Raw genomic sequence first — 25,261 nt, 5'->3', positions numbered from 1 at the left:
ACACTTTAAAAGCGATATTTGGTTGAATACGGCGTTCTTTAATTCGAGATTGTTGTCTTTTAGGCCGTTTATTTGTCATAACAAAAAACGACGCGAGAAGAATCAGCACAACAAAATACGAACCAGTCTGCATTCGGATTAGAAATTGGCGAGCATTCTACCGAAAATCAACCAAGGACTCCATTTATTTAAATGAACAAACAGACAAAGTCATTATAAACAACACAGTAAAAATCAGGGTAAAACGATACCCCGTTGTTTTAAGACACGTTCAACCGTATCCACTGTGGCTTGTGTATGAGCATCAATTTCTAAATTCACTTTATCGCCCGCAGTAAGATTGCCAAAGGTGGTTAAACGAAGCGTTTCTGGAATCAGTGACACTTCAACCCAGTCATCACCTATGTCACTGATGGTCAAACTGGCACCATTGAGGCCAACATAACCTTTATCGAACAGATAACGTCGCGCATCCACTTCATCTTGACGGTCAACAGTAAAACGAATATGAACACTTTCGTTAATCTGTTCCACTCGAGACACGCTCACCGTGGTCATGATATGCCCTGACATAACATGCCCGCCCACTTCATCACCCATTTTGGCAGCACGTTCAAAGTTAACGCCATCGCCATCGTTTAACAAACCGATATTGGTTAATTTGAGGGTGGTATCAATAACATCAAAAGATAAAATATCCTGCTTTATCTCAGAAACCGTTAAACAGACGCCATTGATCGCGACACTTGCGCCCAACTGCTGATCTAACATAGAGCCCATCGGAAACTCTATTGCCAGTTTTTTATTACGGCCATCCGCTTTAATAGATTTAACGGCCGCAACACCTTGAACAATTCCGGTAAACATAAGAAGCCTTTCACTAGATTTATCATTGATCAGAACCTATACAATACGGGCAACTTATGCTCAACTGGAGAAGAATTAATCACCTCCACACAAAGCACCGCCAACTCTACCTTCGCAAGAGTTATCATAGATTCACTAATAGGGTTATCCACAACATGCGGGGATAACAAATCGTAACACTCATCGTTCTGAGTTATGTGTCTAAAATCCTATTTTTCAAGCAATTTGCATGCTGAAAATACCATTCAAGAGCACGTTTACTTGCTATTTAACCACGTAATATGACGAAAAAGCCGCTTTAATGAGCGGCTTAATCAATGCAACATGCTAATGAAGCTAAAAAGGCTTATTCATCTAACGCCTCAATCATATCTTGAGTCACTAAAGTAATACCGTCAGAATTACGATAAAAACGTGCAGAATCAGCGGCTGGGTCTTCCCCAATGATGGTTCCTTCTGGAATACGACAGTCAGAATCCACCACTACACGATGAAGGCGACAATGACGCCCGATATCACAGCGCGGTAGAATCACAGATTTATTCACATGAGAATATGAGTTAACGCGAACGTTATTAAAAAGAATCGACTGTTCTACCGTCGAGCCCGACACAATACAGCCAGCAGATACCACTGAGTTGAGTGCGGTACCGATGCGTTCTTCATAATTATAATTAAATTTCGCGGCCGGACGCTGATACTGTGCGGTACGAATGGGCCAACTCTCATCATACAAATCCAACTCAGGTACGAGCTTAGTCAAGTCCATATTAGACTCCCAATAAGCCGTCAACGTCCCCACATCTCGCCAATAAGGCTTTTGTGGATAACTTTCGTTTGGAATAACACTATGGGAAAAGTGATGGGCTTTTATTTTACAGCGACCAACAAACAGAGGAATAAGGTCTTTACCAAAATCGTGACTGGAGTCATCATCCTTTGCATCAGAGCGTAAATTGTCACATAAGAATTTGGTATTAAAAATGTAGATCCCCATACTCGCAAGAGCAACATTGGGGTTACCTGGCATGGTTGGTGGATGGGTCGGTTTTTCCTCAAAAGCAATAATATTGTCGTCCTCATCCACATGCATAATGCCAAATTGATCAGCCTCTTGGATAGGCACTTCAATGCAAGCCACACTCACATCAGCACCACTTTCAATGTGCTCTTTTAGCATCAAACTGTAATCTTGTTTATAGACATGATCGCCCGCCAGAATAAGCATGTACTCACTACCCAAACCATTAATCATGGCTAAGTTCTGATACACTGCATCGGCGGTTCCACGATACCAATCTCCACCCGTTTGCTGTTGAGCAGGCCATAACTCAATAAACTCATTAAAATCTGAGCGTAAAAAGTTCCAACCTCGCTGCACATGTTGATTCAAAGTATGAGAACGATATTGAGTCAGCACGGCAATTCGACGCATGCCCGAATTAATGCAATTAGAGAGTGGAAAATCAATGATTTTGTACTTACCAGCAATAGGTACGGCAGGCTTAGCACGGTTGTCAGTTAATTGTTTCAGTCTAGAGCCACGCCCACCTGCTAAAATAATTGACAGGGTTTTCATGCATGCAGTGTTTAAATCCATATTTCACCCTTTAAATATTATCTGCTAACTCTACATTAATTTATATTTAGGTATACTCTTGAGACTGTGCTAAATCAATAAGATACCTATATGAAGAAGATTCTATTTGCTGCATCCGAAATACATCCTTTAATAAAAACTGGTGGGCTTGCTGATGTCGCAGGCGCACTCCCTATAGCGCTTAGAAAAAAGGGTCTCGATGTCAGACTCATAATGCCAGCTTACCAAGGCATACTGGACAAAGTCGAGTCTATTTATCATAGCACCAACTTAGGCAATCCGTTTGGCATTGGCGATATCATTCTCTTAGAATCTCGCCTTCGTGAAAATGACATTCCTATTTGGCTTGTACAATGTCAAGCACTTTATGAGCGTGATGGTGGGCCTTACTTAGACACTAATGGCCTAGATTATGTCGATAATCACCTACGTTTTGGCGCTTTTTCTTGGGCAATCGCTATGCTGGCTCAGCATGGTAATCTGCTTGGCTGGCAAGCGGACATTCTTCATCTTAACGACTGGCAGACTGGATTTGCCGCCGCCTATTTAAAAAGCTGGAAGCTCAATCACCTTCCAATCGTCAGCACCATTCACAACCTGCGTTACAATGGCAGTTTTGATATGGCTAGATACGGTGATATGCGCCTCTCTAATGAATTATTAGACTTGCATGGTATGGAGTTTTATGGCCGCTTTTCAGGGCTCAAAGCAGGATTAGTCTATGCCGATCGCATCACAACCGTTAGCCCAACTTATGCAAAAGAAATCCTCACTAGCGAATACGGGGACGGAATGGATGGCACATTGCGAGCGATACGCTATAAATTAACAGGTATTCTAAATGGCGTGGACTACGATCAATGGTCTCCCGAAAAAGACGATCACATCGCAACGCACTATTCGCCAGACACCATTGAGAAAAAATTGGATAATAAACTGGCCTTATTAAGAGAAAATGGCCTTTCAGAAGACCCGACTAAACTGGTCTTTGGTGTGGTGAGTCGACTCACAGAACAAAAAGGCTTGGACCTGATTCTTGAGGCCATTCCACAGGTACTCAACAAAGGTGCCCGTTTAATCATTCTGGGTTCCGGTGATAGAGCTCTTGAGACCGCCTATCAAGCGTTGCAAGCGTCTTACCCTGAGCAAGTCTCTATTCGTATTGGCTACCATGAAGCCTACTCTCATCGTATTCAGGCAGGCGTTGACGCTCTACTCATCCCCTCTCGATTTGAGCCTTGCGGCTTAACACAGTTGTATGCGTTAAAGTACGGAACACTTCCCGTTGTTAGAAAAACTGGAGGACTGGCAGACACCGTCTTTGAAGGCACAGAGCAAGCAAATGGATTTGTCTTTGAAAATGCCACCGCGTTGGATTTGAGTAAAGCACTTGAGCGCTGTTTAACCTGCTTTGCTGATATGCAAGCGTGGCGGATACGGCAATTTAACGCCATGCAATATGATTTCAGCTGGGAAACCGTCACCGATGAATGGATAGAACTTTATAACCAGCTTGCTTGATAATAACCTAGGAAGTAGCGTTGTTTCTGTAGAAGAGATTCACAATCTGTATCAAGTTTCTCTTCTACATTTTTTCGACTCGGCTCTCTGTCAACCACTATTTTGGGAAAGGGACTTAAGCTCTTTTGCATGGGTTTTATCCCACTCTTTTAACCCTTTCATCAATGATGTTTCCGCCACGCCATCCTGACGCATATCCCGTAATGCTTTGGCAATTTTTTGTCTCAGCTCTTCTGTATTACAAGGCGAATCTTTAGACATAGTCAAATACAAGCCTTCACTGCTAATAGATGGCTCGACAGGCACAATTTTGCCACTCAATCCGAGCATCGCAACATAAGCTTCTCCGGGATTTTTCTCGTATAACACATAATCGACACGGTCTGCAGCGAGCATCAAAAATGCTTGAGACAAACTGGCCACACTAAGAATATTGAGGCGACGCTGTGCAAACTCATCAAATACTTGGCCAAAACTATTATTGATCACCGTCACACCCCATTTTCCAACCAAATCTTCTTTGGAATGAAATGGAAATTGATTACCTTTTCGCTGCCAAACAACACTTGTAGTATGCAGCATTACTGGGGAAAAATAATCCATATAATCGGCTCGAGTACTGGTGTAAAAAGCCCCAGCCATCAAATCAACACGCCCACTTTTCACTTCCGACTGCGCTCTTGACCAAGGACCAACATGTTCCAGTTTGATCGGCACACCAATACGCTTACTCAGTGCCTTTATAAAGAAAGCATTCGCTCCTAATAACTCATTAGGATTATTCGGATTACGCCATAAAAAAGGTGGATACTCAGAGTTGCCCGTCGCAGTCAACGAGCGGCACTGTTCTTTACTCGTCGACGTCTGAGCCAAAACGCTTTGGGTGCCCAATAAGACCCCGAAGAGCCCCATTAATGGCACAATGCGCAAAAGCTGTTTATTGTGTAAACGCATAACCTGAGAACACTCCTCAAACAAACACCAATTAGGTGGCAAACTCATCAGCAACAAATAAAGCATACAATGAAAATGAATTTATGCATTACTTTGTATGATATCTTTTCTAAAAAGGCCAGAAGCACGAACTCGAACTGGTGGGCTGAGTCCCATCAATAAAAGCTAAGGACTCACGATTTTTACAACGTTTTGCGGCTATTTCAAACGAATCATCCAGAACATCATACCTGACCGCACCATTAGGCAATGTTTCAGGTAAAGAGCGAGGGTTCATATGCCGAGTAAAGTCAATCCACACTTTTTGTGCACCTGTTGCGCCAGTGATATCTAAGGGCGCATTATCGTCATCCCCCAACCAAACCGTACTGGCATAATCACCAGTAATCCCCTCAAACCAACTGTCCCGCTGACCATTAGAGGTTCCTGTCTTTGCAGCAAACGTCAAGTCTGGAAAAGCATGTTGAGCCGCTTTAGCGGTACCGATTTCAGGCACTTTGGTCATGCCATCCAACGTTACTGCCAGCAAAGCATCCGTAAAAGGCACTTTGGTTGAGCGATCAAAACGCTTCAATAAATGATCATGTTGATCCATGACCGCCAACACCACACCAAGCTCACTACTTTTTCCACGGGAGGCAATCGGCTGATACATACGCGCCACTTCAAAAGGCGACAGTTCAAGCGCCCCCAATGCCATCGCAGGGTGCATAGTAAAAGGACGCTTCACCCCCAGTTGACGAAGGGTATCACCGACTCGATCAAAGCCAATTTGTTGAGCCAAGTTGACCGTCGCTAAATTATAAGAGTGGGCCATGGCCTCATAAAGATGTACCACACCATGAGTCTTACGTGAGTAATTTTCAGGCTCCCAAATTTTGCCATCGACATTAAAGCGCATACGCTTGTCATCAATATGACTCCACCAAGTATAGTGCCCCGTCGCTAATGCAGCCATATACAAAGGCGGTTTTACCAAAGAGCCGATTGGTCTCACCGCACCCAACGCTCGGTTGAACCCTGAATAGTGTTTATCACTAGAGCCCACCACAGCACGTACCTGACCATTTTGACGATCCGTCACCACCATGGCACCCTGCAAGCCCGCCAAACGTTTGTCATACCTTTCGAGAAGCGCTACCTGACGACGCATAGCTCGTGTCGCCGCTAACTGAGCACGAATGTCGACCCCCGTATAAATACGCAAGTTTTTCGTTGCTAAGGTCTCTTTGTCAAAATCCCGAGACAACTGCAAAGAAACAAGATCTAAATAATCGCCATAAATTGAACGTGTCCTACGTTTGTCCGCTAGGCGAATGGGCTGCTTCACCAGTATTTGATAGTCTGCAGGCGTCAACCGCCCTTGATCTTTTAAAATCGCTAAAACAGTATTGCGTCTTGATAATGCTCTTTTCGGATGACGTTCAGGATTATAATAAGAAGGCCCTTTAACCATACCAACCAGTAACGCCATTTCATCAATATTCAGCTCCTTTAAAGGACGACCAAAAAAGTGTTGGCTGGCGGCAGCAAAACCATGTAGTCCTTCATTGCCAACTTGCGCCAAGTACACTTCATTCATGTAAGCAGTAATAATCTCTTGTTTGGAATAGTGATACTCCAACAATAAACTCATGACGATCTCGGTCAGCTTTCGAGTGTATGTGCGCTCAGAGCTTAAAAACATATTTTTCACCAGCTGCTGAGTCAAGGTAGACCCTCCTTGACGACGAGAATCATGAGTAAAGTTAACCCATGCCGCCCGAGCAATACCCGTTAACGAAATCCCCCAGTGGTGGAAAAAGTCTCGATCTTCCACTGTGGTTAAAATCTCAATCAAAGACTTGGGAATATCACGATAGGTCAAGATTTGTCGGCGTTCAGTGTTTCCGCCATAAAGAAAACCAATGCGCTGAGGCTCAATACTCGCTTCTGCAACAGGGTGCCCATTAAGGGACTGAATTTGTAGCTTACCATCGACAAACGAGAAAATACGCCTTTCACTAGGATGAAAGCCATTGTAATAGACATAAGATCTCAAGTGAGCACTTACTTTTGTTTTGCTTCTTGCCGCCCAGCCGACTTTTTGACTATTACGTCCAAAACGATAGCCCGTTTCCTTGAGCAGCGCTTCAAGTTCTGCTTTTTTCCAAGGAGCACCACTTTTCAAATAAATCGGCGCACTAAGCACCTCAGAGGGCACTTGCCATTTCTGACCTTCAAAGCGTGTCACAACCTTTTGATCAAGCCACCATACCCAGCCAGCAAAAGGAATACTGCCGATCAAACAAATAATCAGACCCCATTTAAAAACAGCACGCCATGCTCGCCCCAAAAATCCACGAGTTTTTTTCGGGGGAGATTTCTTTTTCGTTTTTGAAGTCATAGACTTACGAGAAGGTTTCGAAGGGGGTTTAATAGCCATAGCGCCAAGTATAAGTAGCTTGGCAAAGGCAAGCAACATGATAGAGCAACAAACATAAACTCTTTATACCAAACGTAAAAAAAGATACCTTTGTTACCTTGATATTGACAAGGTATAGGGTAATCTGACATTTTCAACAACTAGGAAGAATAACAGTCATGGAGAGTAAAGACATGATGAGCAACACGAAACGACAATACATTAATGTCACAGCTACGCAGTATAATGGCTTGACTCAGCACGATAGTATCAGTATGACAGAAGCAATGTTCCTTATAGGAAAATGCTCAATAAACAACGCCTCTGCCCAAGATTGGCATAAATAATACTTTTTACTTGGAAGAATGTGGTGAATGTATGTTTTATAAACATCTAATTCCTAATGCACAACGATTATCTGAAGGTAAAGCGCTTCACTTCAAAGTAAATCAAAGCGAATTTGTTATCATCAAACAAAAGGGTGAATTGCGCGCCTATGAAAACCGCTGCCCACATCAAAAACGTGCGCTAAACTGTTATACAGAAGAAATTTTTGATGAAGATGGTGATTACATAAAATGTCATCATCACGGTGCTCTTTTTTCACCAAATGATGGCCAGTGTATTGCGGGACCATGCCAAGGTAAAAACCTAAAAAAAGCAACACTTGGTGTAGAAAAGGGCGATTTTTATATACTGATTGGCGAAGGCAGCCCTGCTGTGGCATAACAAGCAACACCACTTTGCTTGTATACACCATGAGACACCATGCAACCCAGCTGTGTCGTATGTCTTACACCAATCAGTATGATGCTTGCGGAGAATACGATGCAGTTATATCAGTATGATCATTGCCCAAATTGTGTTCGTGCCGATATGGTGGCCAATTACAAAGCACTTTTCCATGAAAAAATATACCTTCTCCATGGTGACGATGATGAGTGTTATGCCCTATTAAAAAAGCAATCTTCTTTTAAAAATAGACAGTTACCCATTTTTAAAAGTGACGATAACACCATTATCACCGATGGCTTAAAGATTGCTCGATACTTAGATAAAATCGGCAACTCAGAGAAACCTATTCGGCCTTCCACTAAGAACATCACCGCTCACAACATTCTCGAGGAAGCAGAACTTCACATCAATTGCCTTGTCTTTCCGCGTAATATTCTATTAGGGCTCCCTGAATTCTCATCACGCCAATCTCGCGATGAGTTCCGTATCAAGAAAGAAAGTGAGATACGCCGCCCCTTTGAGAAAGCACTCGAAGAAACCCAGCACCATAAAAAAATCGTTGAAACAGCCTTACAAAGGCTCCCTGAACAATCGTTGCCCTCAAACCATGATCACACCATCAGCTGGGATGATGTGATGTTATTTCCAAAGCTTAGAAACCTCACCATGGTGTTAAACCTACAATTCCCTGATCATTTGCGCCGTTATATCGATGAGGTAGCGCAAGCCACCTCTATTCATACTTACTACCACTTCGAGATTTAGTTTAAATGCCTTTTCCAACCCTTTTATTGAGAGCTCGCTTGCTGCTCCCTAAAATATTGATCTGCAACCTCCTCATCATGCTAACCAGCAATGTGTTTGCTTCCCCTCTACGTATTGCAGTTGCCTCTAACTTTACTGCCCCTATGCAGACACTAGCCCCCATTTTCGAACGAGAAACCGGTGAAAAACTGCAGTTATCCTTCGGCTCCTCAGGAAAATTTTATGCCCAAATTCATAATGGTGCTCCTTACGATGTCTTTTTGTCTGCCGACCAAGCCAAACCAGATAAATTAATCAAAGCAGGCTTAGCTCAAAAAAGCAGTAAAGTCATTTATGCAAAGGGAATACTTGTCTTATGGTCCGCGACAAAAAAGCACATCAAACCAGTTAAGGGAACTTTAGAGCAAGCCCAAAAAATAACCATCGCCAATCCAAAACTGGCGCCTTATGGCTTGGCCGCTAAAGAAACCTTAAGCAAATTGGGCTTATGGAGCACCCTACAGAACAAATTAGTACAAGGTGAAAACATAGGACAAACCTATCAATTTGCTTATTCACAAAATGCAGAGTTGGGGTTCGTTGCCCTGTCCCAAGTTTTGGCTGGGCCTGTAAAAGGCCACTACTGGCAAGTACCTAATAACGATCACAGCCCAATCAAACAAGCGGCAGTCCTGTTAACTCACAGCCAACATAAAACACAGGCCCAAAAATTCCTTAACTTTTTAGTACGAAAGGATATTCAAAAGCGTATTAAAAACTTTGGTTATGACTCTGGTCAGTAAGTCACCCTAGACAAACACCAATGATACGATTCACTTATCTTTTTCAATATAGTCTTGCCTTAAGGTGATAACCCTATGTTATTAAGTTCAGGAGATTGGACGGCTATATGGTTAACGCTCAAATTAGCGACCAGTGCCACCACACTGTTGCTGATCCTCGGCACCCCATTAGCTTGGTGGCTTGCGAGAACATCCTCTTGGCTTAAGGCACCAATCAGTGCCATTGTAGCAATGCCCCTTATTCTCCCTCCTACAGTACTAGGGTTTTATTTATTAATATTCCTAAGCCCTAACGGAGCACTGGGCCACTTTTTAGCAAACATGGGGCTATCCCCACTCCCCTTTAGCTTTAGTGGTTTAATCCTCGCTTCAATGATCTATTCTCTTCCCTTTGTGATACAGCCGTTACAAAACGCCTTTGTCGCTATGGGGAATCGTCCTCTGGAAGTTGCAGCCACATTAAGAGCATCAGCATGGGATCGCTTTATTCATGTTGCCCTCCCCATGGCAAAGCCGGGTTACCTTAGCGCGGCGGTATTAGGCTTTGCTCATACTGTCGGGGAATTTGGTGTGGTACTAATGATGGGAGGTAATATCGAAGGAGAAACCCGCGTTCTATCGGTTCAAATATATGATCATGTAGAAGCTCTCGAATATGCCCAAGCCCATACATTGTCTTTACTTATGATGTTGTTTGCTTTTGTGGTATTAGCCTTTTTATATGCGACTCAAAAAGTAAACAAACAAAAAGCTCATATAGGATCATGGTGATGGACGCAATAAACATTCGATTGAGCCGATCTACACAACCCGCATCAAATTTTGCCTTAGAAGTCGATCTCACTTTACCAAACCAAGGCGTCACAGCAATATTTGGGCGCTCCGGATCCGGTAAAACTACCCTATTACGCTGTTTAGCGGGTTTAGAGAAAAATCATCAGGGCCAAATCGCCTTTAACGAGACTATTTGGCAAAGTGAAGCGGGGGATTTCTTGCCCGTTCATAAACGCCCCATTGGGTATGTTTTCCAAGAAGCCAGTCTATTCCCTCACCTATCAGCTCGCGATAACCTAGCTTTTGCCATGAAAAGAGCCAGCCAAGAAAACAGTATAATCGCCCATCAAGACGTGATTGACCTGTTAAATATTGCCTCGCTACTAGAGCAATTTCCTCACCAACTGTCTGGTGGAGAAAGGCAACGTATTGCCATCGCGCGCGCTTTATTGATTCAACCAAAGCTTCTTCTCATGGACGAGCCATTATCCGCTCTGGATGAGGGCTTGAAAAAGGACATTCTTCCTTACTTGGAAGCCGTTTGTTCCACCATGTCCATTCCCATTCTTTATGTCAGCCATGCTTTAGACGAAGTCATTCGCCTAGCCCAATATACGGTCATTATGGATCAAGGGAGAATTGTCGATCAGGGAGAAACCCAATACCTTCTCGGAAAATTATCAACGTCCCGATATACCTACCAAAACACACGTTTTATGATAACGGGTCAGGTCACAGAACAAAATGAACAATGGGGACTATCCACCTTATCCTTTGGTCAACACAGCTTAATGATTTCGCGTACACATGAAGTCATTGGCGACACAGTAAAACTGCAAATTCAAGCACGGGATGTCAGCATCGCACTCTCTGCCAATGAAGACTCCAGTATCATCAATCGTCTAGCGGTTTATATTGACGATATTGCTACCAATAACACGGATCCAAACACGGTATTGGTCAGAATGATGGCCGACCACACTCCGATTCTCGCAAGTATTACGGCCTATTCAGCCCAAAAACTAAACTTGGTCATTGGGCAGCAGGTCATTGCACAAATCAAATCCGTCGCAGTATTAAGATAACCCTTTTTCATCAGCTGACGTGCTATATAAATCAACAAAATACTTAAGGAAATAGTTAATACTAATGAGTCCCATTTATTCTTTAGATGAGACAAATCTACAGCAAAAAACAATAATTAACTAAATCAATAAAAAGACATTATTCTATGGAAGATCAAGCATTAGCACTTCGATCCCTCTTTATTGGGTCAATAGATAGCTTAAAAATTGCAATGAAAAAGGCGATGATGGAGCAAAATATCTCCGGCTCACCGCTGCTTTTTTTCGTATTAGACCATATCCAAAATATCCCTAACTGTACAGCTTTGGACATCAGTCAAAAGATGCATCGTGATAAAGGACAAGTTACACGTGTTATCAAGGAGCTGATTGACAAAGGGCTGGTTACTAAACAAATCAACCAACGCGACAGGCGTAGCAACTTTATTTTCCTAACAGAGGAAGGTAAAGCTTATCACCGGATACTAAAGCATGCCGACAATGACGCTATCACCCTGATGAAAACCAACATTAGTTCGGAAGAGCTTGATACTTTTCTAAGAGTTGGACAACGCATGCTGCAAAATATTCAAAGCCATATTAAAGAACCATAAATTGGCGGCGTTGAAGCAATGTAGAATCTAGCTCACGCTAAATCAACGAAATGAATGACTCGTACATTGCTTTTACTGTTGTGCATATTTAATTTTCTGAGTACTTTGGTTGTAGTGCAGCCTTTTTTAACAGGTCAGATAACTCGGTTTCCGATTTTTTTGAAGATAAATAGAAAGCTAGCATATTCTTTTCCATGGGCTTTGAATACAAATACCCCTGTCCTATATCGCAGCCATATTGCTTTAGCAACGCAGCTTGTTTGTCTCGTTCAATGCCTTCAACGACTACGTTTACCCCCATAATATGGGCAAGAGAGATTATGTCATGCACTAAGCTCTGTTGCTCACGAGAAACTTCTAAATGTCGAATAGATTGCGGCGCTATTTTGATCGTATCGACGGGTAAATTTGTCAATGTCGATAAAAATGAATATCCAGTATTAAAACCGTCTATCGAAATCGAAACGCCCATTTCCCGTAGGGTGGCCAATTTTGCGATCTCCGACTTTGAACCATTTATCACAATGGACTCGTCTAACTCGAGTATTAAATAATGAGCAGGCACATTGCTGGCCTTAAGTATAGAAGTAATAACATCAATAAAATCAGGCTTGATAAAATGTTTATAAGCAAGATTTACACAAACAGGCAGAGCGACACTAGCTTCTTCTAGTTGAGACTGTATCGTCAAACAGGCTTGTTCAAACACCCAATAACCGACATCAACCATCTTTTCTGACTCCTGAGCTAAAGGCCAAAATACTGAATGATGGAGTACACCTTTTTCAGGGTGATGCCAACAGATCATCGCTTCGCATGCAACTACGTCTCCCTCTCTCATGTTTATTAAAGGCTGGTAGCAAAGCATCAGCTCTTGGTTTTCTATGGCTAAGCTCAATTCATCCTCAATATTTTTCAAACCATCCATGCAATCTTGTTTGAATTCTTTCTTTTTCAGCCTCTCTTTGAAAAAGTAAGCGTTATTACGACCCAACTCTTTCGCCTTATACATGGCCATATCCGCATGACCAAGAACCTCTTCCGATGAATCCCCATCTTCAGGAATCAAAGTAACACCAATGGAAGCTGATACAGAATAGTTTTTCCCTTGTAAGACGACAGGCTCATTGATGGACTTCAATAGCTCTTGAGCTAACAACTTAACCGCTTTACGGTCTCGATAATCGGACAATAAAATAGCAAACTCGTCTCCACCAAGACGAGCGACTAATCCTTTCCCCTCTACAATGCTCGTTAAACGTGCCGCAATAACCAGCAGTAACACATCACCAGCATCGTGCCCAAGACGATCATTGATCTCTTTAAACCTGTCCAAGTCTAAGTACATAAGTGCACAACGACTCTTATCGCTGTTTAAACAGGCAATGGACACCTTTTCAAGAAAAAGACGACGATTGGCTAATTGCGTTAGTGGGTCATAAAAAGCCAGTTTTTCCAGCTCACGAGTTTTAAGGCGAATAATCAGTTTAAGCCTTTCAGGTTCTAGCAATATATAGCGTAAACTAAATACCGCAAACAGAGCGACTAACAAGGTGACAGCATAGCCAATCACATAGACCATTAAGCCATTCGGTTCTTTTTGCGACAAAAACAAACGCCACACATTATTAGGAACATTGATATTAGTCGATGCCACAATATCATCTAGTGGCTGCACTGACTTAACAAACACATCGTTCTGCCCTTTGTCAGGATCAAAATGGCTAAGCTGATAACGAAACCCCTTCTGCTCAAGAGCTTTCAAATCGGTTGCCTTAATTAAGTCATCCAAATAAATCAGTGCGGAAACAAATCCCCAAAACTCATCAACCCCATTATTCTTAATAAAGACGGGATTGCGGCCGATAACGGCCGTCCCTCCTTGAACCAAATTAAACGGCCCAGCTAAAGTGAGTGCTTTATCTCTAATGGCATCAATCGCGTCTTTTCGACGCTTATCATCTTTTAAAATGTTGTGTCCTAACGCGGCTTCATTGCCTTCTAATGGATAAATCATCGACACCACGCCACCAGGAGCCAGCTGTAAATTGGAAATTCCGCCAATGGAATCAATAATATTATGGGCATAATAAGCAAAGCGTTCAGGAGACCCTAAATGATCCAGTTCCAGCGCTAAAAAATAGGTAGCAGATAATGAACTAATGAGCCGACGCTCAATGGCACGAGCTTGTGCGACCGCAAATTCTTGAATCAAGGCGACCTGCTCTTTACGCTTAATATCTTCTGTTTGATGGGTAAAAAATATTCCAATGCCCAACAGGAAAAAGAAAACGCCATAACAGATAAAGTTTCGTTTGAATCGGGTCAAGAATACACTCCCATCCCCCAAAAAAGGTATAGGAAGTATGAAACAGAACCGGCATCTTCTCGTTATAGAATTAGTGAAGAGATGTAGCGAAAGTTACATATCAATACGTAACACAACATGCTATTTAGGAATAGGTTTAAGCCAACAAAGCTCAGATAACAAAAACCCTGATCTCTTTCGAGCATCAGGGTTTCCAGACTTTACCGTGTCTTAACCACTAGAAGGTATAACCAACACCCACCATAACGGCAAGAGGATTCACTTTAGTGCTGATTGTCCCAACCGCTGTATGAACATCGGTATCAATATTCATGTACCAAACAGATGCGTTGGCAAACAACTTATCATTAATCTTCATATCAACGCCCGCTTGTGCAGCAAGGCCCCAAGTGCCATCAACACTTACATTCGTGCCAGCCAATGCCCCTTTTCCTTTCGCATCAAAAAATACTGTGTGGTTTAACCCCGCCCCAACATAAGGACGAATATCGCTGTTTGACTTGCCAAAATAATACTGTGCCATTAAAGAAGGTGGTAACTGAGAAACTTCCGCTACTTTTCCAAGTTTAGCAGTGGAGACATCGTGTTTAAAAGGGGTCGCCAACAACAACTCTGCCCCGATATTATCAGTTATCATATAAGTCAAAGTAGCAGCCAGCTGAGTATCGTTACTGATTTTTAGCTCTTGGTTATCACTTACAGCAACGTCATCACTGCTCTCATTTGGCATCACGGTAGCGACACCACCACGAACGAAGAAGTCACCTGCTTGATGCGCCAAAGCAGCAGTAGAACAAAGAGCAGAAACAAGAGCCACAGGTAGTAAAGCTTTCATGATAGATTCCTTTTTTTCTTGATCAAACAAAGTTTCAATGACAAGAAAAGTAACAAGGATCTAACATCAAAATATTAATCTAGATCAATTTTTCTCTTTCTCAGCTTTTTTATAGATGAGAAATACCCACTCAGATCAATAAAATGCAACTTGATAATCCAGAAAACATCGATTAATTGCCTCACCGCTTCACACATCAGAACCCCACTTCTCTTTTTCAGATTTGAAAAAACAACACTAGTAAACCCAATAAAAATTACAAGTTTACTAATTTACCTAACACACTGAAATCGGTAAACTTGTGCCATCATCACATTGGAAACTAGATTCATGTCAATATTACTTGCCGTCACCCTGTTGTGGGCTTTTTCCTTTAGCTTAATCGGTGTCTATCTTGCTGGACAAGTTGATGCCTGGTTCTCTGTATTAATGCGAGTATCACTTGCGACCTTGGTGTTTTTACCCTTTTTGAAATTACGTCAAATTGAAGCCAAAGTAGCACTACAACTCATGGTTTGTGGTGCATTACAGCTTGGCATCATGTACGGTTTTTACTATCAGTCCTTTCTCTTTTTGACGGTTCCCGAAGTTTTACTCTTTACCGTCATGACACCGATTTACGTCACCTTACTGAATGACTTGTTAGATCGACGTTTAAACATTGGTTTTATCATCAGTGCCTTACTTGCCATTCTCGGCGCGGTCGCCATTCGCTACCAAGAAGTGAGTGACGGATACATAAAAGGTCTTTTGATTGTTCAAGGGGCGAACTTATGTTTTGCTGCAGGTCAAGTGGGCTATAAACGTATCATCGCTAAAGAGCGTCCAGACCTGCCTCAGCGCACAGTATTTGGCTGGTTTTTTCTTGGAGCTCTTGCCGTCGTGATTCCTTGTTTCTTAGCGCTGGGCAATATTCATAAACTTCCTACCACCCCTTTACAATGGAGCATCCTTGTTTATCTCGGCGTCATTGCCTCAGGAGTCGGTTATTTCGCTTGGAACAAAGGGGCGACAATGGTCAACGTGGGAACCTTAGCCGTCGCCAATAACCTGCTGATTCCTGCCGGTATTTTTGTCAATGTGGTTTTTTGGAACCATAATGCCGACATACTGCGGCTCTCTATTGGTGGCTCCATCATCCTATTAGCCTTGGTCGTGAACGATAAATTCAACCAAAGATTCAGCAAGCACCTTACCAAAATGGCATAAAAAGGTTTAACGTCCATAACGGTCATGAAATCGGACGATATCATCTTCACCAAGGTAGCCACCAGACTGTACTTCGATCAGTTCTAACGCTATCTCTCCTGGATTTTCGAGAGAGTGAGTTTCTCCCAAAGGAATATAGGTGGACTCATTCTCTGAGAGAAGAAAACTCTCGTTCCCCTTGTAAACACGGGCCGAACCTGAGACCACAATCCAATGTTCGGCCCGATGGTAATGCATCTGCATGCTGAGTTTTTCACCTGGCTTAACGACAATACGCTTCACCTTGTAACGTTTCCCCATATCCATAATTTCATAACTGCCCCAAGGACGATGCACTTTTTTATGGAAATTATGCTCTTCACGACCACTGGCCTGTATACGCTGCACAATTTTCTTCAGTCCTTGTGAGTGCTGCTTATCCATTACCAAAACAGCATCTGCCGTTTCAATCACCACAAGATTGTCAACTCCGACCGTTGCCACTAAACGACTCTCTGCTCTGACCAAACTGTTTGAGGTAGTTTCAAGCATCACATCACCCATTAGAGCATTATGGCGTTCATCTTTCTCAGCGTATTCGAATAGCGCCTCCCAAGATCCTACATCACTCCAATCTCCCCTATAAGCAACCACTTTGGCTTGCTCAGTTTTTTCCATGAGCGCATAATCAATGGACTCACTCGGACAGGCAGCAAAACTCGCTTCATCGATGCGAATAAAATCTAAATCTTCTTTACGTTCTTGATAGGCCAAACTCACCGACTGCAGTATCTGTGCTTGATGTAACGCCAACTCAGTCAAGTAACATTCTGGTTTAAACACAAACATGCCACTGTTCCAAAGATACTCTCCAGATAAGTAATAACGCTGAGCTGTGTCTTTATCTGGCTTTTCAACAAAGGCGGTGACGGATGAGCCATTCAGGGACTGAATATAACCATAACCCGTTTCAGGTCGGGTGACTTCTATACCAAAGGTCACTAAACCTCCTTCTTTGGCCACTTCAATACTTTGCTTGATGGCCTCACTAAAAGCATCCAGATCCTTAATAAGATGGTCCGCAGGCAACACCAACATAATGCATTCTTGCTCTGAATTATCATCTTGATGGTGTCGTCTCTTCGCTTCTAGTGCCGCCAATGTGATAGCAGGTGCCGTATTACGCCCCACAGGCTCCAGCATAATACTGGCGTTTTTTATGCCGAGTTCTTGTAGCTGTTGAGCGACTAAGAAACGATGGACCTCATTACAAACAATGATAGGCGCTTGCTCAGATAACCCTTGCACTCGTAACAAAGTTTCTTGAAAAAGCGTATAAGTAGAACCGAATAAATCAATAAACGGCTTAGCGGTATGATGACGGGATAACGGCCATAAACGCTCGCCATTCCCCCCCGCTAAAATCACAGGAATAAGAACCACACTTGCTCCTTCACATAGGATCAAATCACTACTCTATTTGGATGTATAAAAAAACCCTGTCAAAACAGGGCTTTTTTACATAAGAACGTTGGCGTTTATCGCTTAAGCAATATTCCGCTTTATTGAACTAACCAAACCTGGAAGGCTTTACGCTCAGGCTTATTGGCTTTGTCATACCAAAACTGCAACATTTCATATTGTGTATTCTTTACTTTAGGTTGATGGGTATTATCCACCATCCAAATACGAAAATCTTTGCGAGTCTGCTCGTCTGACTTATTAAACCAGAATTGCATCATCTGGAACTCGTTTGTCTGAGTAACAGACTTAGGAGCAGGGGCCGGAGCGGAGTACGTTGCATTAGCAGAAGCATTAGCTTGCTGTGTCGTAGCCCCCTCACCGGTAAACTCTTTGATTTCTTCGCGGTAATTACGTAGAGGTTGGAAGCCAGGCTGAAGTGGCAACATACTGACTTTATATTGAACCTCGTCGCCTTTGCTGTTGACTATGTCAAATTTTGGCTTTTGAGAATACTTCTCTGCTCGCGCTTTTTGGTGAATAAAAGGCGCTTTTAATTCAAGATTAGCCCCTTTTTTGACATCCAACTCAATGATCAGTGGCTCAGACTTAATCATATCAACATCGCCACCATGACGAAGCGATTGATTATAACGAACAACAATTTGGTGATGACCTGATGGAATGGTCACATCAAAATCATCACCATAATTATTACCATCTTTCAGGTCGATGTACATGATTTGATAAGATGTTGGCACTTTAAATGTGGCCGCCATAGCATGGGTGGTAACAGCTCCAAGTAGAAGCGAGCTGGCAAGGAAAATTGATTTTTTAAAGCGCATATATTGGCTCCCTAAAAAGCGCGATCTGTGTTATCACGAACTTATATGGTGAAAATATTATTATTCGAAACCTGTTCGAACTCCGTATCGAGCGTCAATTTATCACAAACAGATGGCAAGTTAAGAGAAAACAGTACTTTTTATACACGCTTTCCCAATTTTGACTTGATTCGATACTACAAGCTATCCTGATAAGACTATCTTTTATAACATTTTTTTATAAAATTAAGGGGCATTCAACTTAACCCAGCGGGCCGTGTGGGCCACCACCACGGTGATCTCCCCCAGTGTAAACATCCTCTTGCGTTTGTTTAGCACCTTCTTTTTTCTCTACCTTGTCTGAAGTCTCAGTACTGGCCTTAGCGTCAGGCACACCATAAGCCCCTGCTGGACCACCACCACGATGATCCCCTCCTTTATAGCCTGCGTTATCCATAGACGCACACGCCGTTAGCCCAAACATTACAGCGGCCAATATGATCGCCTTATTCATTTTTAAACAATTTGTCATCTCAACGCCTTATTCCATTTTTCATAAAGCGAATCCTAAGAGGCTTAGTCGGTAAAAGCAAACAATCAAAACCATTCCTCAAGTGTTGGTTTTTTTACAAACAAACTCCATTAGAGACAAATCTTGCAAAAAAATCGTACACATAATGAAAGAACATCTGCTCCCCCATTAAAACCATGCACACAAGGTAAGAGAAAGCGTAGTGTGAGGGAAGTTGAACGATTTTCAGAAAGCCATAGGATCAATACTTGTTATGGCTAAAGATATTCTTCAATCTCATCAACTTTCATATCAATGATTCAAGGAGTGCTTATCATGATGATCTCTTGCAACCGAAAAATGACCATTCTTGGAGCGGGCTTGCTTGCCAGTACGCTGTCTTTTGCTGTAAACGCACATTCACTACACGCTAAGATAGATGCTTACCCTGGAACGAAAACAACGGTAACAGGCCATGTCTCTGTTCATTTTGATAAAAAAGATATGACTGTCAAATACAACTTAAAAGGGTTGAAACCCGTTAATGACGGAGGTCTGCATATTCATGTTGGTACCAGCTGCAAAAAAGCTGACAAAGTTGGTGGTCACTATTTCTCTCCGAAATCTGGCGGCGACTACTGGAAAAGCGCTCAATGGGTATCTGACTCTAAAGGTCGTGCAAAAGGCAGCTTTCGCTTGATATCAGGATTAGATTACAAAGCCAATCTGGGGCACGCTGTGGTGATTCATGATGCAAGCGGGGCGCGGATTGGCTGTGGTATTTTAGAAAAGTAATCGTCCCTAAAGTAATCACTGTCAAAATGGGATGCCGAAACATCCCATTTTTGATTAATCACTAACAGCCGTTAGTTCCCCATCAAATTTGCCTTAATAATATACAATTGCGCTGCGTCTATTGTATTACCATCCAAGTACTTCTGTTCTAGCTTGCCCTTGGTAGACCAAGTGGCAAAATCATCGTCGTTTAATACCCCTAAATGATAGGGATCAATCACCCACATACCTTCCATTTTATCATGTGGATAGGAAACCGCTTTGGCCACATCGACAACCAGTGACTTACTAACAGGATAAATGCCTTTTTGGGCCAACGCCTCCCAGCCATTTTTCTCCGTATACTGCTCAAGGGTCAGACCATCAATCATCAAGCCATGGTTGGCATCGCGGGTAATGGATGATGACAAAGCCACTGTGGACAAGGGGGTACCACGGTTAAGATCAATTCGATAAATTTTCTTTTGCACATTAGGGTTCGCCTTACCATCTGGGCCGCCCAACAAGAACCCTCCGTCGCGCTCATCAACCAAAAACTCATGGCTATTTAAGTCTGCTAACTCAGAATTCGAATTTTGCGCTTTATCTTGACGATAGAGGTATTGCTCGGTTTTGCCTGTTTCAAGGTTCACTGTAACAATACGCGTTAGATCCCCCTTTTGAGCCGCTTTATTTGGATTGCGCATTGTTGATTGCATAATGCCAACCAAGGTTTTCTGATCTGGCGTCACAGCTAACCCTTCCATACCTCGGTTAGGGCGACGGTGGGCAAATACTTCAGGCAAATGGAAAACATCGCGGCTGTCACTCTTAAATGGGTTAATACGACCAATTTCAACACCATTGCTATCGTAATGAACAATATGTGGCCCATACTCATCACTCACCCAAAAGGTGCCATCTTTCATGGCCACGAGGCCCTCACTGTCTAAGCCATAATCATCCACTTTTATAGGATTAGTCACTTTGTTATAAGGCTTAGCATCGTTCATTAAAATTGGCTTACCATCAACATGATAAGGGGGTTCCCCTGTGCCGCCCAGTGCAGGAGAATTTGGTAGCCCTGTAATAGGCTGTCCATCAGGACGACGTAGTAAAATGGTATCTACTTGACGAATTTGACCGTTATCCTCTACCTCAAACAAACCAATCCGAGGAGTATAATTTGGCACAGGGAAAATCTTACCTTTGCCATAGTCCCCTTTATAGCTCGCATTCGGGCCACGATCCGTCAGGGCGTAAAATTGATTGGTCTGATTTGGGTTGCCAGTCATGGAAGAGCCATAACCGCCATTTCGAATTTCAAATGGCTTATGAGTTTTGTCATCAATCAAATCATGACGTAACACGGTATAAGGTAAATAACTTCCCGTTTTCGGAAAGGACTTTACAAACGAAGGGGCTTTTGACATAGAAGACTGGCTAGCACAGCCAGATAACACACCCGCACAGAGTATGCCTGCAAACCACAACTTATTCATAACGCTTCCTCTTATGATATGGGGCGTTTAAACGAACACCCATTTGTCAATATAAGGTAAAGAGTCAGCATGACAATTTAATTAATAAGCCAACAGATAATTTAAAAACAGATCTAATAACAGTATATGGAGAGCAGCCAATGACACCTAATAAAGCTTAAAAAAACGCTGCTATTCGAATTCGGTTAATAATAGCCTCTAGGTCTTCAAGCAAAAAAGGTTTACTCAAAAAATCATTCATCCCTGACTCAAGGCATTTATGTCTTACCTCCTCTTCAACATGAGCGGTAAGCGCAATAATCGGTGTTTCACTTCCTTCTGTATTTTTCTCCACTTGTCGAATAGCAGCTGTGGCCAAAAAACCGTCCATATCGGGCATATTACAATCCATAAAAATGGCATCGTAATGCTTATTCTCAGTAAACTTTTCCAGCGCCCCCCGCCCTGTTTCGACCACATCAACAACACACCCCAATTTACCGAGCAGTTGTTCACAGATCATTTGATTTATTTTATTATCTTCAGCTAATAAAATACGTAACGTCTCAGTATGAATATCTGACTCACCCCCTGAAACGGGTGATAATCCCATTTTAATGTCCTCCGTTACGGTAAACGGAAGTTCGACAGTAAACGCACTCCCCACACCAAGGGTGCTCTCTACGGAAATCACTCCCCCCATAAATTCCACCAAGCGTTGCGTAATACTCAACCCTAATCCAGTCCCACGAATATTCGAATTAAATTGATTGACTTGGTAGAACTGATCAAAAATATATTGCCGATATTCTGGCGCAATACCAATCCCCGTATCACTCACGGTAAAAATGAATGTCACGGTATCTTCATCATGACTTTTTTGACAAGAGACCTTAATGGTTATTTCACCTTCATCAGTGAACTTGAATGCATTACCAATAAGATTATAGAGAACTTGATGAAGTCGATAAGGGTCCCCCTGTACCCATTCAGGGATATCGTCCATTATGCAAGCCAGCTTTATCGGCTTTTTTTCAAACTGTACTGACAATAGCAACACTGCCTCATTAACCACATCACGAGGGTTAAATAGCAGCTGCTCTAATGCCAGTTGTTTTGCGTCCATTTTAGAGTAATCAAGAATATTATTAATAATGTGTATCAATGTTCGACCAGCATTATTGATCACATTTACCTGTTGCTTTTGTTGCTCGTTTAGATCACTCATAGCCAATAATTGAGCCATACCAAGTACACCATTCATGGGCGTTCTTATTTCATGGGTCATTGACGCGAGAAAATCTGCTTTCGCCTGAGCGGCACATTCTGCCGCCACCTTCGCTTTTTCCAACTCTGCGGCTTGAGCAGACAAGTTTAAATTATCATTCAATGCTTGCCAGTAGGCACGATGCTGCTGTTTTCCCATCCCGAAAATAAACAGGCCATAACCCAGTATTAAACAAGCAATGGTATAGTTACCAGGCGCTTCTAAAAATGCTCCAGCGGCTAAAGCAAAGGGGACACAGATAAGAAAACAATAGGGGCGCAGTATTTTATAACTAGGAGCCAAGACATTAACACCTCCAATACTAAGACAAGCCGCTGACATCATATTAATTGTCACCGCGAGATCAATAGAGGGGTTAACAAAAAACAACCATGCTGAACTACCAACCCAAGCGATGGCAGATGCTGAGTAGAGAACGCAGTAGTGAGTATAGTAAGGTGAAACGGTTACCTCATTGGTTGTAGAGAGTTTATTAAACAGAACCAAACGATAAACTTGCAATATCAAAAAACATATAGAGAAAAACCCAATGATATATACGTGCTCGCGTGCGGTTACTGAGCTAAAAACAGCTCCCAAAAAGGCAAATAAATAAAATATTCCACCATATCTGGAACGTCTAGCAATATCTTTTAAGCTAATATCACTAACTTGATTGTCATCAAGTCTATAGAATGCATTCTTCAAGAAAAGCTCTCAGAATTTAATGGATGTTAAGAGTATTATCTGCATCAAAAAAAGATACCAATGCACTCAATCATAGAACATTTCAATAATATTGAGAACTAATAAGTCAAAGGCTAACTGAGGGGAACAGCTAGCCTTTTGCTTACTTACACACTTCGCTAATTTGTATTGGACTCACTGTCCAATCAAATGGCCGCGAATTGGTTCATGGTATTATCTTTACCAGACGCTTTAAGCGCTTGTTCACCAGAGAAATACTCTTTGTGATCATCCCCAATGTTGGAACCAGACATGTCTTGGTGTTTTACACAGGCCAAACCTTGACGAATTTCTTGGCGCTGCACTTCCCTAACATACCCCAGCATACCCAACTCTCCGAAGTAATCTTTTGCCAGATTATCTGTAGACAACGCAGCAGTATGGTAAGTTGGCAAGGTAATCAAATGATGGAAGATCCCAGCCTGAGCGGCGGCGTCTTTTTGGAAGCGGCGAATACGCTCATCTGCTTCTTCTGCCAATGCACTAGCATCGTAATCTTCTGACATCAGTCTTTCACGTTGATACTGGCTCACGTCTTTGCCTTCTTCCAACCAAGCATCAAATACTTGTTGACGGAAGTTCAGTGTCCAGTTAAAAGATGGACTGTTGTTGTAAACCAACTTAGCACTGGGAACAACGTCACGGATACGGTTCACAAGATTAGCAATTTGCCCAATATGCGGCTTCTCTGTTTCAATCCATAATAAATCCGCCCCATTTTGCAAAGACGTAATGCAATCCAACACCACACGATCCTCACCTGTATTAGGTTTAAAACGCACCAACCCATTGGCTAAGCGAGTAGGTTTGATCACACGGTCACCCTGTTTGATGGCCATATCACCCGATTTCATTTGCTCAAGGGAGGTCACTTCTTCTCCATCAATAAAAGCTGTGTATTGTTCAGCCAAATCCCCCGCACTGCGAGACACAGGGATTTTTTGCGTTAGACCTGCACCCAAAGAGTCGGTACGGGCAACAATCACACCATCATCCACCCCTAGCTCCAAAAAGGCATAGCGAACGGCATTAATTTTTGCCAGGAAGTCTTCATGAGGCACGGTCACTTTCCCATCTTGGTGACCACATTGTTTTGCATCAGACACTTGGTTTTCAATCTGAATACAACACGCCCCGGCTTCAATCATCTTCTTCGCGAGCAAATACGTAGCTTCTTCGTTACCAAATCCCGCATCAATATCAGCAATAATCGGCACCACATGGGTTTCAAAGTTATCGATTTTTTGCTGGACGGCTTGCTCACGGACTTGATCGCCCGCCTCTCTCGCCTCGTCCATTTCTTTAAACAAATGTTGTAACTCACGCGCATCGGCTTGTTTCAAAAAGGTGTACAGTTCTTCAATTAAAGCTGGTACAGACGTTTTTTCATGCATAGATTGATCAGGCAGAGGACCAAATTCAGAACGCATGGCAGCCACCATCCAACCAGACAAATACAAGTAACGACTGCGCGTGGTACCAAAATGCTTCTTAATGGAAATCATTTTTTGCTGACCGACAAAGCCATGCCAGCACCCTAAAGACTGGGTGTAATTCGCTGGATCTTTATCATAGCTTGCCATGTCTTCACGCATGATCTTAGCTGTGTACCTGGCAATATCTAGCCCTGTATTAAAGCGGTTTTGTAATTGCATTCTCACCACATATTCTGGGTTCATCGCCGCCCAAGTCGGGCCTTGTTGAGAAAGGCTTTGGCTTACTTGTTGAGTTTTATTTTTGTACGTCATCATGTGATTTCTCGCT

At 42.6% G+C, this 25,261-nt stretch carries 21 protein-coding genes; 9 read left to right on the top strand and 12 right to left on the bottom strand.

Annotated elements, in window-relative coordinates; all coding sequences use genetic code 11:
* Positions 1-234 precede the first annotated feature (234 nt).
* A complete protein-coding gene (locus MSP8886_RS06040; protein ID WP_067013748.1) occupies positions 235-867 on the bottom strand; it encodes a riboflavin synthase in 633 nt (210 codons plus the stop codon).
* 346 nt (positions 868-1,213) lie between these two features.
* Entirely contained in the window at positions 1,214-2,467 is a 1,254-nt protein-coding gene (glgC, locus tag MSP8886_RS06035) for a glucose-1-phosphate adenylyltransferase (RefSeq protein WP_067013746.1), read from the bottom strand.
* 90 nt (positions 2,468-2,557) lie between these two features.
* Between glgC and glgA the strand changes: the two genes are divergently transcribed.
* Entirely contained in the window at positions 2,558-3,988 is a 1,431-nt protein-coding gene (glgA, locus tag MSP8886_RS06030; RefSeq protein WP_067013745.1) for a glycogen synthase GlgA, read from the top strand.
* A 90-nt stretch (positions 3,989-4,078) separates the two neighbouring features.
* Here the strand turns inward: glgA and MSP8886_RS06025 are convergent, their stop codons facing one another.
* Positions 4,079-4,942 (bottom strand): substrate-binding periplasmic protein, encoded by an 864-nt coding sequence (locus tag MSP8886_RS06025; protein ID WP_245659043.1) that lies wholly within the window; start codon positions 4,940-4,942, stop codon positions 4,079-4,081.
* A gap of 109 nt (positions 4,943-5,051) precedes the next feature.
* On the bottom strand, positions 5,052-7,328 hold the full coding sequence (locus MSP8886_RS06020; RefSeq protein ID WP_245659042.1) for a transglycosylase domain-containing protein: 2,277 nt from the start codon (positions 7,326-7,328) through the stop codon (positions 5,052-5,054).
* A 396-nt stretch (positions 7,329-7,724) separates the two neighbouring features.
* On the opposite strand from MSP8886_RS06020, the gene MSP8886_RS06015 reads away from it, so the two are divergent.
* The 6 genes from MSP8886_RS06015 to MSP8886_RS05990 all read left to right on the top strand — a co-directional run bounded on the left by MSP8886_RS06015 (position 7,725) and on the right by MSP8886_RS05990 (position 12,080).
* Entirely contained in the window at positions 7,725-8,075 is a 351-nt protein-coding gene (locus tag MSP8886_RS06015) for a Rieske (2Fe-2S) protein (protein ID WP_067013742.1), read from the top strand.
* A gap of 99 nt (positions 8,076-8,174) precedes the next feature.
* Positions 8,175-8,846, top strand: coding sequence for a glutaredoxin 2 (gene grxB / locus MSP8886_RS06010; protein WP_067013740.1), 672 nt, complete (start codon positions 8,175-8,177; stop codon positions 8,844-8,846).
* 5 nt (positions 8,847-8,851) lie between these two features.
* Complete coding sequence (modA, locus tag MSP8886_RS06005) at positions 8,852-9,628, top strand: molybdate ABC transporter substrate-binding protein (RefSeq protein ID WP_067013738.1); 777 nt, start codon at positions 8,852-8,854, stop codon at positions 9,626-9,628.
* A 75-nt stretch (positions 9,629-9,703) separates the two neighbouring features.
* Positions 9,704-10,399 (top strand): molybdate ABC transporter permease subunit, encoded by a 696-nt coding sequence (gene modB, locus MSP8886_RS06000; RefSeq protein WP_067013736.1) that lies wholly within the window; start codon positions 9,704-9,706, stop codon positions 10,397-10,399.
* Positions 10,399-11,487 (top strand): molybdenum ABC transporter ATP-binding protein, encoded by a 1,089-nt coding sequence (modC, locus tag MSP8886_RS05995; protein WP_175365270.1) that lies wholly within the window; start codon positions 10,399-10,401, stop codon positions 11,485-11,487. Before modB ends, modC begins: the two co-directional genes overlap by 1 nt.
* Positions 11,488-11,633: 146 nt before the next feature.
* Entirely contained in the window at positions 11,634-12,080 is a 447-nt protein-coding gene (locus MSP8886_RS05990) for a MarR family winged helix-turn-helix transcriptional regulator (RefSeq protein ID WP_067013732.1), read from the top strand.
* Positions 12,081-12,168: 88 nt separating this feature from the next.
* Here MSP8886_RS05990 and MSP8886_RS05985 read toward each other — a convergent pair whose 3' ends face one another.
* Positions 12,169-14,409 (bottom strand): bifunctional diguanylate cyclase/phosphodiesterase, encoded by a 2,241-nt coding sequence (locus tag MSP8886_RS05985; RefSeq protein ID WP_067013730.1) that lies wholly within the window; start codon positions 14,407-14,409, stop codon positions 12,169-12,171.
* Positions 14,410-14,626: 217 nt separating this feature from the next.
* A complete protein-coding gene (locus MSP8886_RS05980; protein ID WP_067013728.1) occupies positions 14,627-15,244 on the bottom strand; it encodes an OmpW family outer membrane protein in 618 nt (205 codons plus the stop codon).
* 330 nt (positions 15,245-15,574) lie between these two features.
* Between MSP8886_RS05980 and MSP8886_RS05975 the strand changes: the two genes are divergently transcribed.
* The gene (locus MSP8886_RS05975; protein WP_067013726.1) at positions 15,575-16,453 is read left to right on the top strand and encodes a carboxylate/amino acid/amine transporter; all 879 of its coding nucleotides are present in this window, start codon (positions 15,575-15,577) and stop codon (positions 16,451-16,453) included.
* A gap of 6 nt (positions 16,454-16,459) precedes the next feature.
* Here the strand turns inward: MSP8886_RS05975 and MSP8886_RS05970 are convergent, their stop codons facing one another.
* The 3 genes from MSP8886_RS05970 to MSP8886_RS05960 all read right to left on the bottom strand — a co-directional run bounded on the left by MSP8886_RS05970 (position 16,460) and on the right by MSP8886_RS05960 (position 19,249).
* The gene (locus MSP8886_RS05970) at positions 16,460-17,875 is read right to left on the bottom strand and encodes a mannose-1-phosphate guanylyltransferase/mannose-6-phosphate isomerase (RefSeq protein WP_067013725.1); all 1,416 of its coding nucleotides are present in this window, start codon (positions 17,873-17,875) and stop codon (positions 16,460-16,462) included.
* A gap of 119 nt (positions 17,876-17,994) precedes the next feature.
* On the bottom strand, positions 17,995-18,738 hold the full coding sequence (locus MSP8886_RS05965) for a YccT family protein (RefSeq protein ID WP_067013723.1): 744 nt from the start codon (positions 18,736-18,738) through the stop codon (positions 17,995-17,997).
* A 241-nt stretch (positions 18,739-18,979) separates the two neighbouring features.
* Positions 18,980-19,249, bottom strand: coding sequence for a hypothetical protein (locus MSP8886_RS05960; protein WP_067013721.1), 270 nt, complete (start codon positions 19,247-19,249; stop codon positions 18,980-18,982).
* A gap of 315 nt (positions 19,250-19,564) precedes the next feature.
* Here MSP8886_RS05960 and MSP8886_RS05955 point away from each other — a divergent pair, with 315 nt between their 5' ends.
* Positions 19,565-20,023, top strand: a complete 459-nt coding sequence (locus tag MSP8886_RS05955; protein WP_067013719.1) for a superoxide dismutase family protein — start codon at positions 19,565-19,567, stop codon at positions 20,021-20,023.
* Positions 20,024-20,094: 71 nt separating this feature from the next.
* Here MSP8886_RS05955 and MSP8886_RS05950 read toward each other — a convergent pair whose 3' ends face one another.
* The 3 genes from MSP8886_RS05950 to MSP8886_RS05940 all read right to left on the bottom strand — a co-directional run bounded on the left by MSP8886_RS05950 (position 20,095) and on the right by MSP8886_RS05940 (position 25,248).
* Complete coding sequence (locus tag MSP8886_RS05950) at positions 20,095-21,504, bottom strand: esterase-like activity of phytase family protein (RefSeq protein ID WP_067013717.1); 1,410 nt, start codon at positions 21,502-21,504, stop codon at positions 20,095-20,097.
* Positions 21,505-21,661: 157 nt separating this feature from the next.
* Positions 21,662-23,272, bottom strand: a complete 1,611-nt coding sequence (locus MSP8886_RS05945; protein WP_245659041.1) for an ATP-binding protein — start codon at positions 23,270-23,272, stop codon at positions 21,662-21,664.
* Positions 23,273-23,643: 371 nt separating this feature from the next.
* Positions 23,644-25,248 (bottom strand): isocitrate lyase, encoded by a 1,605-nt coding sequence (locus tag MSP8886_RS05940; protein WP_067013713.1) that lies wholly within the window; start codon positions 25,246-25,248, stop codon positions 23,644-23,646.
* Positions 25,249-25,261: the final 13 nt, after the last annotated feature.

This window comes from Marinomonas spartinae (genome assembly GCF_900089775.1).
GTDB lineage: Bacteria > Pseudomonadota > Gammaproteobacteria > Pseudomonadales > Marinomonadaceae > Marinomonas > Marinomonas spartinae.
Note: the sequence above shows the minus strand (reverse complement) of the source record. Positions and strands in the feature narration are given on the sequence as shown.

Bases quoted from the DNA above. Each gene is read 5' to 3' on its own strand.
- glgC (WP_067013746.1), bottom strand. From the start codon at position 2,467: ATGGATTTAAACACTGCATGCATGAAAACCCTGTCAATTATTTTAGCA.
- grxB (WP_067013740.1), top strand. From the start codon at position 8,175: ATGCAGTTATATCAGTATGATCATTGCCCAAATTGTGTTCGTGCCGAT.
- MSP8886_RS06020 (WP_245659042.1), bottom strand. From the start codon at position 7,328: ATGACTTCAAAAACGAAAAAGAAATCTCCCCCGAAAAAAACTCGTGGA.
- MSP8886_RS05955 (WP_067013719.1), top strand. From the start codon at position 19,565: ATGATGATCTCTTGCAACCGAAAAATGACCATTCTTGGAGCGGGCTTG.
- modC (WP_175365270.1), top strand. From the start codon at position 10,399: ATGGACGCAATAAACATTCGATTGAGCCGATCTACACAACCCGCATCA.
- MSP8886_RS05965 (WP_067013723.1), bottom strand. From the start codon at position 18,738: ATGCGCTTTAAAAAATCAATTTTCCTTGCCAGCTCGCTTCTACTTGGA.
- MSP8886_RS05975 (WP_067013726.1), top strand. From the start codon at position 15,575: ATGTCAATATTACTTGCCGTCACCCTGTTGTGGGCTTTTTCCTTTAGC.
- glgA (WP_067013745.1), top strand. From the start codon at position 2,558: ATGAAGAAGATTCTATTTGCTGCATCCGAAATACATCCTTTAATAAAA.
- MSP8886_RS05990 (WP_067013732.1), top strand. From the start codon at position 11,634: ATGGAAGATCAAGCATTAGCACTTCGATCCCTCTTTATTGGGTCAATA.
- MSP8886_RS06025 (WP_245659043.1), bottom strand. From the start codon at position 4,942: ATGCGTTTACACAATAAACAGCTTTTGCGCATTGTGCCATTAATGGGG.
- modA (WP_067013738.1), top strand. From the start codon at position 8,852: ATGCCTTTTCCAACCCTTTTATTGAGAGCTCGCTTGCTGCTCCCTAAA.
- MSP8886_RS05980 (WP_067013728.1), bottom strand. From the start codon at position 15,244: ATGAAAGCTTTACTACCTGTGGCTCTTGTTTCTGCTCTTTGTTCTACT.
- MSP8886_RS06015 (WP_067013742.1), top strand. From the start codon at position 7,725: ATGTTTTATAAACATCTAATTCCTAATGCACAACGATTATCTGAAGGT.
- MSP8886_RS05940 (WP_067013713.1), bottom strand. From the start codon at position 25,248: ATGATGACGTACAAAAATAAAACTCAACAAGTAAGCCAAAGCCTTTCT.
- MSP8886_RS05950 (WP_067013717.1), bottom strand. From the start codon at position 21,504: ATGAATAAGTTGTGGTTTGCAGGCATACTCTGTGCGGGTGTGTTATCT.
- modB (WP_067013736.1), top strand. From the start codon at position 9,704: ATGTTATTAAGTTCAGGAGATTGGACGGCTATATGGTTAACGCTCAAA.
- MSP8886_RS06040 (WP_067013748.1), bottom strand. From the start codon at position 867: ATGTTTACCGGAATTGTTCAAGGTGTTGCGGCCGTTAAATCTATTAAA.
- MSP8886_RS05960 (WP_067013721.1), bottom strand. From the start codon at position 19,249: ATGACAAATTGTTTAAAAATGAATAAGGCGATCATATTGGCCGCTGTA.